The sequence below is a fragment of the Agromyces protaetiae genome, assembly GCF_030866785.1.
GTDB lineage: Bacteria > Actinomycetota > Actinomycetes > Actinomycetales > Microbacteriaceae > Agromyces > Agromyces silvae.
In genome coordinates this window covers 1,349,928-1,363,232 of record NZ_CP133018.1, presented here as the reverse complement: position 1 = coordinate 1,363,232, position 13,305 = coordinate 1,349,928, and the positions used below count along the sequence as shown (strand labels likewise).

Annotated in this window: 8 protein-coding genes; 1 reads left to right on the top strand and 7 read right to left on the bottom strand. The window is 71.6% G+C overall.

What is annotated here, in order from left to right:
• Positions 1-43 precede the first annotated feature (43 nt).
• The 4 genes from QU602_RS06280 to murI all read right to left on the bottom strand — a co-directional run bounded on the left by QU602_RS06280 (position 44) and on the right by murI (position 3,348).
• Positions 44-973: a cation diffusion facilitator family transporter gene (locus QU602_RS06280; RefSeq protein WP_308799384.1), complete on the bottom strand. Its 930-nt coding sequence runs from the start codon at positions 971-973 to the stop codon at positions 44-46.
• Between the two features lie 152 nt (positions 974-1,125).
• Complete coding sequence (gene rdgB, locus QU602_RS06275; RefSeq protein WP_308799383.1) at positions 1,126-1,743, bottom strand: RdgB/HAM1 family non-canonical purine NTP pyrophosphatase; 618 nt, start codon at positions 1,741-1,743, stop codon at positions 1,126-1,128.
• Positions 1,740-2,510, bottom strand: coding sequence for a ribonuclease PH (gene rph, locus QU602_RS06270; protein WP_308799382.1), 771 nt, complete (start codon positions 2,508-2,510; stop codon positions 1,740-1,742). The genes rdgB and rph overlap by 4 nt, the downstream gene beginning before the upstream one ends.
• Before the next feature lies 1 nt (position 2,511).
• Entirely contained in the window at positions 2,512-3,348 is an 837-nt protein-coding gene (gene murI / locus QU602_RS06265; RefSeq protein WP_308799381.1) for a glutamate racemase, read from the bottom strand.
• 78 nt (positions 3,349-3,426) lie between these two features.
• Here murI and QU602_RS06260 point away from each other — a divergent pair, with 78 nt between their 5' ends.
• Positions 3,427-4,746, top strand: a complete 1,320-nt coding sequence (locus QU602_RS06260) for a nicotinate phosphoribosyltransferase (RefSeq protein ID WP_308799379.1) — start codon at positions 3,427-3,429, stop codon at positions 4,744-4,746.
• A gap of 36 nt (positions 4,747-4,782) precedes the next feature.
• Here QU602_RS06260 and QU602_RS06255 read toward each other — a convergent pair whose 3' ends face one another.
• The 3 genes from QU602_RS06255 to QU602_RS06245 all read right to left on the bottom strand — a co-directional run bounded on the left by QU602_RS06255 (position 4,783) and on the right by QU602_RS06245 (position 13,278).
• Positions 4,783-5,070 carry a DUF3039 domain-containing protein gene (locus QU602_RS06255; protein ID WP_308799378.1) on the bottom strand — a complete coding sequence of 96 codons (288 nt, stop codon included), beginning with the start codon at positions 5,068-5,070 and terminating at the stop codon, positions 4,783-4,785.
• 10 nt (positions 5,071-5,080) lie between these two features.
• Positions 5,081-6,655 (bottom strand): hypothetical protein, encoded by a 1,575-nt coding sequence (locus tag QU602_RS06250; protein WP_308799377.1) that lies wholly within the window; start codon positions 6,653-6,655, stop codon positions 5,081-5,083.
• A gap of 170 nt (positions 6,656-6,825) precedes the next feature.
• Entirely contained in the window at positions 6,826-13,278 is a 6,453-nt protein-coding gene (locus QU602_RS06245; RefSeq protein WP_308799376.1) for a family 78 glycoside hydrolase catalytic domain, read from the bottom strand.
• Positions 13,279-13,305 lie beyond the last annotated feature (27 nt).

Sequence of the window (13,305 nt, the reverse complement as noted above, 5' to 3'; positions counted from 1 at the left end):
CCGGTCGCGGCGCTCGGCGCAGGCCGCGTCGGCGGTCACGGCTTCACCGATGCGCGGTGTGCTCCCGCCCCGCGTGCCCGGCCGGCTCCAGCTGGAACGTCGAGTGCTCGACGTCGAAGTGGTCGCTGAGGCATCCGCCGAGCTCGTCGAGGAGCACACCCGCGCGTCCTGACGCGAACACCTCGGGATCGACCTCGACATGGGCGCTGAACACGGGAGACCCTGACGTGATCGCCCAGACGTGCACATCGTGCACGGCGACCACCCCTGGCGTGCCGAGGAGATGATCGCGGATCTCGGCGACGTCGGTGTCCGCGGGCGCCGATTCGCTCAGGACGCGCATGACGTCGCGCAGCAGGATCAGTGCGCGTGGCAGGATCAGCGCCGCGATCGCGAGCGACGCGATCGGGTCGGCGGCGTCCCACCCGGTCAGCAGGATCACGCCCGCCGCGACGATCACCAGCACCGAGCCGATGGTGTCGCCCAGGACCTCGAGGTACGCACCGCGCAGGTTGATGGAGTGCTTGGCGTTGCCCCGCAGCACCAGCATGGCCGCGATGTTGGCGGCGAGACCGACGATCGCGACGATGAGCATCGGCATGCCCTGCACCTCGTGCACGTCGCCCTCGGCGCCGAGATCGCCGACCAGTCGCCCGATCGCGCCCACCGCGACAGTCACCGCCACGACGACGAGGATGACGCCGTTCACGAGCGCGCCGAACACCTCGAAGCGCCGGAAGCCATACGTCTGCCGGTCGGTCGCGGGACGCGCGGCGACCACCGCAGCGAACAGGGCGACGACCAGCCCGATCAGATCGCTCGCCATGTGCCCCGCGTCCGCGAGGAGCGCGATCGAACCGCTGAGCAGTCCGCCGACCACCTGCACCACCAGGAAGGTGCCGATGATGCCGATGGCGATGCCGAGCCGAACGCGGTCGGCACGGTGCTGCGAGTGGTCGTGCGTGTGTCCCATGTCGCTTCCAGCGTAGGCAGGAAACGACCGGTCAGCGGCAGATAGGAATGAGTCGCGTTCTCAGCGGGTGACCTGCGGGCGGTCCAGTCGACCTCGACCGGGCGAGGGCGGTCGGGCGCCCTCGATCAGGCGGGGCGGCCAGGCGGAGGCCGTCAGGCGAGGGCGGATGCCACGCGCGCAAGTTCGGGCATGAGCGCCGTGAACGCCCGCGCCCGGTGACTCTCCGCGTTCTTGACGTCGGGCAGGAGCTCGGCGGCCGTCACCTCGCGCCCCTCGGGCTCGAAGATCGGGTCGTAGCCGAACCCGTGCGAGCCTCGCGGCTCGTAGGACAGTGAGCCCGGCCAGCGGCCCTCGGCGACGAACTCGTCGCCGCCCGCGGTCAGCGCTTCGGGCACGACGAGCGCGATGGTGCAGTGGAACGAGGCGCCCCGGTCGGGACGGCGGACGTCGGCGAGCTGGTCGAGCAGCAGCCGGCGGTTCGCCTCGTCGCCGGCGCTGCTGCCGGCCCAGCGGGCCGAGAAGATGCCGGGCGCGCCGCCCATGACGTCGACGCAGATGCCCGAATCGTCGGCGAGCGCCACGCGGCCGGTGTGCGCGGCCGCCGCACGGGCCTTGATGAGCGCGTTCTCGGCGAAGCTCGTGCCGTCTTCGACGGGCGACGGCCCGTCGTACGCGAGCACGTGCACGTCGGGCAGGCGTTCGCCGATGATCCGCTGGAACTCGGCGACCTTGTGCGCGTTGTGGCTCGCGAGTACGACCTCGAGCGTCATCGGCTCAGGGTCTCCGCGTCCGGCGCGACCGATGCGAGCGCGGCCTGCTGCAGCGCCGTCAGCTCGGTGGTGCCCGCGAGCGCCAGGTCGAGGAGGGAGTCGAGCTCGCGACGGTCGAACGGCGCCCCCTCGGCGGTGCCCTGGACCTCCACGAACAGGCCACGGCCGGTCGCGACGACGTTCATGTCGGTCTCGGCCCGCACATCCTCGACGTAGGCGAGATCGAGCATCGGCACCCCGTCGATGATGCCGACCGAGACCGCGGAGACGGTGTCGATGAGGGGGGTCGCGCGCTGCGCGATGAACTTCTGGCCGCGCGCCCACTCGATGGCGTCGCTGAGCGCGACGAAGGCGCCGGTGATCGCCGCAGTGCGCGTGCCGCCGTCGGCCTGCAGCACGTCGCAGTCGATCTGGATGGTGTTCTCGCCGAGCGCCTTCATGTCGACGACCGCGCGGAGGCTCCGCCCGATGAGCCGGCTGATCTCGTGCGTGCGGCCGCCGATGCGGCCCTTGACCGACTCGCGGTCGTTGCGGGTGTTCGTGGAGCGGGGCAGCATCGAGTACTCGGCCGTGACCCAGCCCTTGCCCTTGCCGTTCATCCAGCGCGGGACGCCATTGGTGAAGCTCGCGGTGCAGAGCACTTTCGTCCGGCCGAACGAGATGAGCGCGCTGCCCTCGGCGTGCGCGCTCCAGCCTCGTTCGATCGTGACCTCGCGCAGCTGGTCGGGCGTACGCCCGTCGGCGCGGAGGGTCGTGGCGTCGGTCATGTCACTCCTGTCGGGCGGTGGTGCGGGGAATCTGGATGGCGCCGGTCTGCACGAGCTCGACGCTCGGTATCTCGGGGCCGATGAGGCGGTGGGCGAGGTCGAGGAATGCGCTCGTCGATTCCCCTGTCGCCTCGTACCGGTAGGTGGGCGGCAGCGGTGAACGCCGTTCCATGCCGCGCGAGACGAGCACGCGGTAGACGTCGTTCGCGGTCTCGACGTCGCTCGAGACGAGGGTGACGTCGTCGCCCATGACGTACGAGATCGCGCCCTTGAGGAACGGGTAGTGGGTGCAGCCGAGCACGAGCGTGTCGATCTCGGCCCGCCGCAGCGGTTCGAGGTACACCTCGGCGACCGAGAGCAGCTCGTCGCCGGTGGTGACGCCCGCTTCGACGAACTCGACGAATCTCGGGCAGGCCTGCGACGACAGCCGGAGGTGCGGCGCCGCGGCGAACGCGTCGTCGTAGGCGCGCGACTGGATGGTGCCTCGCGTGCCGATGACGCCGACGCGCCCGGTCTTGGTCGCGGCGACCGCGCGGCGCACCGCGGGCTGGATCACCTCGACGACGGGCACGTCGTAGCGCTCGCGTGCGTCGCGCAGCATGGCCGCGCTGGCCGTGTTGCAGGCGATGACGAGCATCTTCACGCCCTGCGCGACGAGGTCGTCGAGCACGGCGAGGGCGTAGCCGCGGACGTCGGCGATCTTCTTCGGCCCATAGGGCGAGTGCTCGAGATCGCCGATGTAGAGGATCGACTCGTTCGGCAGCTGGTCTTTGACGGCCCGCGCGACGGTGAGCCCGCCGACGCCGGAGTCGAAGATGCCGATCGGTGCGTCCGTCACGATCGACAAGCTTAGACGCGGATGCCGGGTCGGAGGGCCGGATGCCTCGCCTCGGGCGTCATGGCTAGGCTCTACCCCGTGACCGGCTCAGCTGCACTCTTCACCGACCGATACGAGCTCACCATGGTCGACGCCGCACTGCTCGACGGCACCGGCCATCGCGAGAGCCTCTTCGAGGCGTTCGCGAGGCGGCTGCCGGAGGGCCGGCGATACGGCATCGTCGCGGGCACCGGGCGGCTGCTCGAGCTCATTGAACGGTTCCGCTTCACCGACGCCGAACTCGAGTGGCTGCGCGAGCACGAGGTCGTGCGCCCCGCGACGCTCGACTGGCTCGCCGACTACCGGTTCTCGGGCGACATCTGGGGGTACCGCGAGGGTGAGGCGTACTTCCCGGGCTCCCCGCTGCTGACCATCCAGGGCACGTTCGCCGAGACGGTCATGCTCGAGACGCTCGTGCTCTCGTGCCTGAACTTCGACTCCTCGGTCGCGAGCGCCGCCGCGCGCATGGTGTCCGTCGCGCTCGGCCGCCCGATCGCCGAGATGGGCTCACGGCGCACGAACGAGGGGTCGGCGGTCGCGGCGGCCCGCGCCGCGTACATCGCGGGCTTCGACGCGACGAGCAACCTCGAGGCGGGTCGCGCCTGGGGCATCCCGACGATGGGTACCGCCGCCCACGCGTTCACGCTGCTGCACGACAGCGAAGAAGCGGCGTTCCGGGCTCAGGTCTCGGCGATGGGGCCGAAGACGACGCTCCTCATCGACACGTATGACATCGAGCAGGGCGTCGAGACCGCGGTCCGCGTCGCGGGCCGCGAGCTCGGTGCGGTGCGCATCGACTCGGGCGACCTGCCCACGGTCGTCGCGGCCGTGCGCGATCAGCTGGACCGGCTCGGCGCCGTCGACACGCGGATCACCGTGACGAGCGATCTCGACGAGTTCACGATCGCCGGGCTGTCGGGCGCGCCGGTCGATGCGTACGGCGTGGGCACGTCCGTCGTGACCGGTTCGGGAGCGCCGGCGGCCGGCATGGTCTTCAAGCTCGTCGCCCGGCGCGACGACGCCGGCACCTGGGTGCCGGTCGCGAAGGCGTCGGCGCACAAGGTCTCGGTCGGCGGCCGGAAGAACGCGGCTCGCCGGCTCGACGCGACGCGCACCGCGCGCGAGGAACTCGTGTTCGTCGGAGACGGCCCCGACGGCGAGGCCGAGTTCGATGCCGACGAGCGGCTCCGGCCGCTCATGGTCGAGTTCGTGTCGGGCGGCGTGATCGACGCCACCTACACGGGCGCGGCCGGTACGCGCGCGGCGCGCGAGCACCGTGCCGAGGTCATGCAGGAACTGCCGATCGAGGCCTTCCGCCTCGGACGCGGCGAGCCAGCGATCCCGACCGTCTACCGGTAGGCCGCGGGCGGGCCGGGACTCCCGGACCGGTCGGCGCTATTCGCGCTTCATCCGCTCGTAGATCTCTTTGCACGTCGGGCACACCGGGAACTTCTCGGGGTCTCTGCCCGGCGTCCACTTCTTGCCGCACAGCGCCTTCACCGGCTTGCCGCTGAGCGCGGACTCGAGGATCTTCTCTTTCTTGACGTAGTGCGAGAAGCGCTCGTGATCGCCCGGTTCGATGTGCTCCTCTTCGAGGAGCTGCTCGAGCTCGCGATCGAGGACGCTCGTGCCGCCGCCCGGCTGGTCGGGATCGGCGATGCTGGCTCGCGGGGACAACGACATGCCCTCGATTCTACGCGCGGACCGCAGCCTGCAGGATCTCGGGTCCGCGCCGCTCGAAGACGCGTCCGCCGAGCCAGACACCCCAGACGAGCGCGGCGACACCGAGCACCACGCCGGACACGAGCGAGAGCAGATGCCATTCGGGGTTCACGAAGAGCCCGAGCGCCGCGAAGACGATCGCGGGCGCGGCCACGAAGATCGACCCGAGCATCGTGATCGACTGCACCAGCGCCGAGATCGTGCCCGTCGCCTGCGGCTGCTGGAACGGGCTGTCACCGGGTTTCACCGCCGGGTACGGGAACCGGGCGGAACTGACCGCGCCGACGCCCAGGCCGGCCAGCAGCAGCGCGGTGCTCACGCCGATCACGGAGGGCACCATGCGCCAGTCGTCGAGCACGAGCGCGGTGATCGCACTGCCGAGTCCGATGACGAGCACCCCGGCGACGAGCACCGGCACCAGCCGCCCGAACCGGTCGGCGGCGCCGCGCACCCCCGACACGACGTGCAACCAGATCGCCGTCGAGTCGTACGCGGTGTCGTTGTGCAGGCTCCAACCGAGGAAGAGGGCCATCAGCGGGACCGGGATGAGCGGCAGATAGGTCGCGGGCACGCCGGCGATCGCGAGCGGCACCATCACCAGCACCGGGACCACCGGAATCATGATGAACGAGACCCAGTACCGGGCGTCGCGGAACCAGTAGGTGAGGCTGCGGGCGGCGATCGCGCCCGCGGGGGTGTGCGGCAACCGGTCGAACCAGCCGAGGCCGCGATAGCTCTTCGCCGAGCCCTCACGGCCCGGGGTGACGAGCATGGTGGCCACGAGGCGCTCCCACGCGAGCCAGATGAGGCCGAGCGTCGCGACGGCGATGAGGAGCTTCAGCAGGGCCGCGCCCCATGCACCCGCCGCGGCATCGGCGGGCACCGCGAACGCGGCGCCCAGCGGCGTCCAGCTCAGAATGCCCGCGAGGCCTTCGAGCACGGCGAGGCCCGAGGACGCCCAGTCGATCGAGACCAGCACGACGACGACGGGCGACAGCGCGACGATGAGCAGGAGGCCCAGCACACCAGAGAACTCACGCGACCGGCGGGTGGCGAGCAGCAGCGAGGCGACGGCGGTCGCGACGCGCGCGAGCAGGAGGCAGGTCGCGAACGCGAGCGCGGCGCCGAGGACCGCGAGCACCGTCTCGCCGACCCCGCGCGACCAGGTGACGATCGTGCCGAGCAGCACGACGCCGAGGACGAGCGCCGGCACCCCGATGAGCGCCGCGAGGCCGAGTCCGAAGGCGAGGGAGCGATCGGAGATGCCGAAGAGCGCGAAGCGTCGCGGATCCATGGTGTCGTCGACGCCGAACACCAGCGGGAACACGATGAAGCCGACGACCGTGGCGGATCCGCCGACGATGACCGCCGCACCGATGATCTCGACGTCGCCGACGAATCGCAGCATCACCAGGGTGAAGAAGAGCAGCCCCGCGAGCCCGAGTCCGTAGATCAGCCCGATGATGATGCCGACGACCTGCCACGGGCTGCGTTTGAAGATGTTCGCCAGCAGGCGCAGCTTCAGCCGGAGGAACTGGGTCATCATCCCCGGAGCCGGGCGCGCCGCGCTGGTCTCTCGGATTGCCGTCGACTGCGTCATCCCCGCGTGATCCCCGTGCTCCCTCATCGTCGCGTCCGCAACGCGCGACCGGTCGAGACCGGGCCGCAGCGGTGCTACGAGCTTACCCGCGTGGACGACCCGGTCATCACGGTCGCTCACACCTCCGGTTCGGTCGCGGTCCGGCGCCGCCGCGTGACGAACACGGCGCCGAGGCCGAGTGCGAGCATCGCGAGCAGCACCGGCATCCCGATCGCGAGACCGGTCTGCGCGATCGGCGGGATCGAGCCGGCGGCCGCCACCTCGAGCGCGAACCGTACGTCACGGGCGGATGCCTCACCGACGAGCACGATCTCGTGCGCGCCGACGCTCGTGCCGGCCGGGATCGTGACCGTGGTCTCGAACGTCCCGTCGCCGCGGGCCACGACCCGGTCGAGCAGGACCGGTGCCGAGTGCAGCTCCACCCGCACCTGCTCCCCCGGTTCGAACCCTTCGCCGCGCACCGTCAGGGTGCCGCCCTGCACGACCCAGTCGGCCGAGAGCGAGCCGCCGGCGATGCGGTGCTCGCCCGACGTGCCGACGTGACCGGCATGGTCGGTCGCCCTCGCGGCGATGACCGCCGACGCGAGTCCGAGTTGAACGGGTGCCTCGTAGGCCGACCAGGTCTCGCCGCCGTCGAGGCTGAACTCGAGCAGCGCGACCCCGGAGTGCTCGTCGGCCCCGCTCACCGTGAGCACCCGGCGTCCGTCGATCTGCGCGAGCGCCTCGGGTGCGATGGTGTCGACCCGGACGGTCTCGGTGACGGTCGTGGTGTTGCCCGAGCCATCCGTGACCCGCACACGCACCTCGGTGACGCCGTCGCCGACCTCGAAGGGACCTGCGTAGTCCTGCCACTGCCCCGCGCCGATCGCATAGCGCACCGAGGCGACCCCGCTGGCGTCGTCTCCGGCCTCGATGGCGAGCGCGGGGTGGTCGAGGTGCCAGCCGCTCGCGGCGGGCGGCGTCGACCTCGTGACGGCCACCACCGGAGCATCCGCATCGACGCGGAGCTGGACCGCGACCGGCTCGCTCGTGTTGCCGGCGAGGTCGCGTGCGCGGTACTCGGCGCTGCTGACCCCGTTCGGCAGCACGATCGGCGTGCGGTACGAGGTCCACTCGCCGCCGCCGAAGCGGAACTCGATGGCGTCGACCCCGCTCAGCGCGTCCTCGGCGGCGAACGTGAGCTGCGCGCCCGGCGCGAGCCAGCCGTTCGCCTCGGCGCCGATCACGGCGTGCGTCGCGACGGGCGCGGTCCCGTCGATCCTGACCTCGGCCGCGACCTCGGCCGAGCGGTTGGCCGCCTCGTCGGTGCCGCGCGCGGTGATCGTGTGCGTGCCGTCCCCGGCCACCGGGACCGGCGCCGTGTACGGCGCCCAGCCCGAGCCGTCGTTCACCTCGAGCGCGACCGGCCTGCCCCGATCGTCGCTGCCGTCGACCCGCACGGCCACCTCGGACCGGTACCACCCGTTGCGGCGCGGCTGGTCGGAGATCGTCTGCGTCGTCACGCGTGGCGCCGCGGCATCCGCCTCGATGGGCAGCGCCCAGACGTCGGCGAGCGACGCGTCGTAGTTGCGCCCGAACTCGTTGTTCTGGAAGCGGATCCGCACCCGGCCGTCCGCGGCCGCGTGCTCGGCGCCGACGACGAACTGGTACTCGATGAGCGCGTTGCCGCCGGTGTGCTGGTACAGCCGCTCGTGGACGAGCACGTCGTCCACGAAGACGTCGTACTCCTTGATCTGCGACGTGCCGTACGTCTCCACCGCGCGCACCACGAACGACTGCCCGGGGATGACGGCGAGGTCGAACTCGAACGCGCCCTCCGGGTCTTCGCGGTTCGCGTAGCGGCGCGTGGCGCCGGCTTCGACGTTGGTGCCGGAGCGAGACGTCGCGGTGAGCCCGTGCACGGTCTCCGAGCCGGAGTCGCCGAGGTCGACGTGGTCATGCATCGACTGCGTCCAGAGGTCCGCGATCGACGGGTCGTAGTTCGCCGCCTTCGCGTTGTTCTCGAACCGCACACGCACGTCGCCGCCGTTGTCTGTGATGACCGCCGGGTCGTCGACGACGATCGTGTACGCGGCCGATCCCGCACCCCCCACGCGCTGGTGCAGGTGCTCGTGCACGAGCACGCCGTCGACGAGGATGCGGTAGTCCTTGAGTCGGTTGCCGTCGAACGTCTCGAGCACGTTGAGCGCGAACGGCTCGCCCTCTTGGACGGCCATCGTCACCTCGAAGAAGCCCTGCGGGTCGGTGCGCGTCGTGTACCGCCGTGTGAGCCCGGCCTCGTTCGGGGCCGTGCCGGACTGCGCCGAGGCCGTGAGGCCGTGCGCGGCCTCCGAGGTCGCGTCGCCGAGGTCGACATGGTCGAAGTCGACGACGCCCAGGTCGGGCAGCTCCACGGTGTACGACACCGAGTCCTCGGCGTACACGACGTCGCCGCTCACGAGCGCCGCGCTGAGCTCGGCGGTGCCCGCGGTCGCGTTCAGCGGCACGTCGACCTCGAACGAGAGCGTCGTCGTCTCACCGGGCGCGAAGGCGCCCTCCGGCCCGTGCCTCGGCACGCCGTCGGCGAGCATCGCGCGCGGCGCCGCGACGACCTCGAACGCATTGTCGTTCGCGACGGTGAGCTGCACGGTCAGGGCGTCGCCGGCACGGACGGTGGCCGGCTCGAGCGCAACCTCCACGATGCGGAGCGCAGCACCGATCTCGAGCGTCGCCGTGCGCGGCAGCACGGCCCGGGAACCCTCGAAGCCGTACGAGACGGTACCGGCGATGCCGACGGGCCCAGGGGCCTCGCGCATCCCGACGGTGGCGTCGATGGTCGCCGACCCGGCCGCCCCCTCGGCCAGGTCTCCGAGCACGGCCTCGGCCGGCTCGGTCGTCCAGCCGCGGCGCGGCTCCGCGGCGAAGCGCACGTCGTCGATCGCCGCCGACCCGGCGGTCACCTGACCGGTCAGGGTCGTGCGCGTGCCGGGCAGCACCGGCTCCTCCGACGCCGCGATCGCGGCGTCCACGCCCAGCAGCGCCGCGGAGAGCTCGGAGAGCGAGCCGACGAGGGCGTCGGCGGCGGCGGCCAGGTCGCGCGCGTCAGCGACGGACCTCGAGACCTCGTGCGCGTCGGCGAGCGCGGTGTGGATGTCTCGGGCGGACTCGATCGCACCGGTCCCGGTGTACGCCGCGCGGGCCGCCTCGACCGCGTCGATGAGCGCCGCGAGGCCCGCCCGGGCCGCCGCCGCGTCGTCCTCGCCGAGGTCGCCGGCGTCGACCGCCGTCTCGACGTCGTCGCCGAGCGCCTCGGCCGCGGCGATGACCTCGTCGAATCCGGCGAGGGTGGCGTCGACGAGGAAGGAGTACGATCCCGAGCCGACCTCGACGAGCACACGGTCGCCGCTGCGCGAGACGTCGTGCACGCCCTCGGCGTCGCCCGCCGGGATGCCCGATTCGAGCACGGCACCGGCCGACGAGGCCGGAAGCGAGACGACCGCGGTCGTGTTCGCGGGCACGTCGACGTCGAGCTCGAAGCCCGCCGCGCCCTGCCGCCACGAGGAGCCGATCGTGCCGCGGATGGAGTCGTACTCGACGTCGGCGAAGGTCAGGCCGCCGCCGGGCTGCGGCGCGATGAGGGTCGACGCGTAGCCGGGTTCGAGCGCCTCGATGCCGCCGATGGTCTTGTACATCCAGTCACCCACCGCGCCATACGCGAAGTGATTGAAGGAGTTCATGCCGAGGTCGCCGAAGCTGCCGTCCTCGCGGATGGAGTCCCAGCGCTCCCACATCGTGGTCGCGCCGCGGTCGATCTGGAAGCCCCAGGACGGGTACGTGCGGTTCAGCAGCAGCCGGTACGCGATGTCCACGTTGCCGGTCTCGGTGAGGGCGGGCAGAAGGTAGGGCGTGCCGAGGAAGCCCGTGGAGAGGTGGAAGCCCCGGCGCTCGACGGCCGCGTAGAGCTTGTCGCCGACGGCCTCGAGCAGGGCGTCGGGCACGAGCCCGAATGCGACGCTCGTCACGTACGCCGTCTGGCTGTTCCCGGTGATGGTGCCGTCGGCGGCGATGAACTCGTCGGCGAACGCGTCGGCGATGCGCTCGAAGAGGTCGCGGTACGACGCGGCCTCGGCCGAGCGGCCGGTCGCCTCGGCCATCTCGGCCATGAGGTCGGCACTGCGTGCGTAGAAGATGGTGCCGATCACATTGCCCGGCGTGGGGTCGTTGTGGCTGAGCCAGTCGCCCCATGATCCGGCGTCGGGCCGGATGCCCGAGGGCGCGATGTCGTCCATGAAGTCCAGGTACTCCGTCATGGACTCCCAGTTCTCGTCGATGACCCGGGTGTCGCCGTAGCTTCGCCAGACGGTCCACGGCACGGTGACGCCCGCGTCGGCCCAGCCGGTCGACCCGCCGCCACAGGATGGGTGCACGGCCGGGTCCTTGCAGAACTGCGGTGCGACCTCGGGGTACGCCCCGTTCGGGAGCTGCGCGTCCCGCATGTCCGTCATCCACTTCGTGAAGAACGACTGCGTGTCCATGTTGAACGTCGCGGTCGAGGCGAACACGTTGATGTCACCCGTCCAGCCCAGTCGCTCGTCGCGCGCCGGCGTGTCCGTCGGAATCGACAGGAAGTTGCCGCGCTGACCCCAGGTGATGTTGCTCTGCAGCTGGTTGACCATCGGGTCGGAGGTCGTGAGCCGGCTGGTGAGCGCACCGTCGGTGTGGATGACCCGGCCGACGACCGTGTCGAGGCCGGGCGGCGTCGACAGGCCCGAGAGCTCGACGTAGCGGAAGCCGTGGAACGTGAAGCGCGGCTCGTAGACGAGCACGCCGTCCTCGGCGACGGTCACGGTGTCGGTCGCACGGGCGCTGCGCAGGTTCTCCGGTGCGATCCGGCCGTCGGGGTGGGTGACCTCCGCGTGCCGGATCTGCACGGTCTCGCCGGCGAGCGCGGGCACCTCGATGCGCGCCCGGCCGACCATGTTCTGGCCGAGGTCGTAGACGTAGACCCCGGGCTGCGGCTCGCTCATGCTTCGGGCGGTGAGCTCCTCGACGACGCGGACCGGCGGGTCGGGCTGCGGTTCGAGCACGATGCCGGTGGTGTCCTCGTCCGCTGCGGCGGGGGCCCACGCGGTGTCGTCGAAGCCGGGCCGATCCCAGCCGGCCTGTTCCAGGCGGGCGTCGTACTGCTCGCCGTGGAGCAGATCGGAGGAGCGGATGGGGCTGACACCGCTCACCCACGTGTCGTCGGTCGAGATCCATTCGACCTCACCGTCGGCGTACTCGAGGCGAATGGTGCCGAGCACGCTCGGCCGGGCGCCGTACTGCTCCGGGCCGAACCAGGCGAGGGCGCCCGAGTACCAGCCGGGGCCCGCGAGCACGCCGACCGCGTTCGCGCCCTGGTGCAGCTGCTCGGTCAGGTCGTAGCTCTGGTAGCTGTGCCGGATGTTGTAGTCGGTCCATCCAGGAGCGAGCTCGAAGTCGCCGACGCGTTCGCCGTTGACGCTGAACTCGTAGACGCCGCGCGCGGTCGCGTACAGCCGCGCGGAGGCCAGCGGCCGGTCGACGTCGAACTCGGTGCGCAGTGCGGGCGAGGCGGTCGGATCGGCGAGGAAGACGTCTTGCGTGCCGGAGACGCGCAGCCCCTCTCCGCGCAACGGCGTGCCGCCGGAGAACGGGCTCGCCTCGGTCGCCAGGTCGACCGAAAGCAGGTCTTCGTCGCCGTCGGTCACCCGAACCGCGTGAATGGTCGCGGCTTCGGCGCCCGACGTGCGGAACCCGATCCGCCCCTCGCCGAACGCGGCGTCCGTGCGCTCGTCGACGAGCACGTCGTTGACGAACGTCCGCAGGCTCGTGCCTGCGGCCTCGATGCGCAGGGCGACGCGCGAGTCGAAGACGCCGGCGCCGACGAGCGAGCCGATCGGCACGTCGGGCAGCGCCTGGTAGGCGCCATTCGTCCGCACGTGCGGACGAAGGCGGGGTGTGTCGGGCAGTTCGTCGTTCAACTGCCACATGTAGCCGTTGCCGCCGATGGTGCGGAAGAACACGCCGAAGGCGGTGCCCGGCGCCATGGTCGCCTCGACCTCGACGACCGCGTCGGTCCACGGTTCGGGCTCGGGCGCGCCGATCCACGCCGCGCCCTCCCACTCGTGATCGGCCGCGAGCGCCGTCTCGAACCAGTCGGGCGTGCTCCACTCGCTCTCGGCGCCGGCCCCGTCGCGGATCTGCACCTGCCACTCGTAGCGCGTCGTCGGCTCGAGCGCCGGGCCGTCGTACGGAACCTGAACCGAGTTCGACGAGTCGATCCAGCCCGAGGCCCAGACGGCGTCGTCGGCGAGGCTCGAGCCGTGTTCGGCCACCCGGATGCGATACGCCTGCTGCACGACGTCGCGCGCCTCCGAGGCGAGCTGCCAGCCGAAGGTCGGCGCCTCGACGGGGATGCCGAGACGCTCTGCACCCGCGTTGACGCGCAGTTCGCCGATCTCGACCGGCGCGGTGGCGGCCGCCGCGGGTGAGCCGGTGCCCAGCAGCCCGACGATCAGAGCGGCGGCGACCGCCGAGGAGAAGATGGACCGGGCGCGGGCACGGAGCATGAACAACCTATCGACGCTGATGGGCAG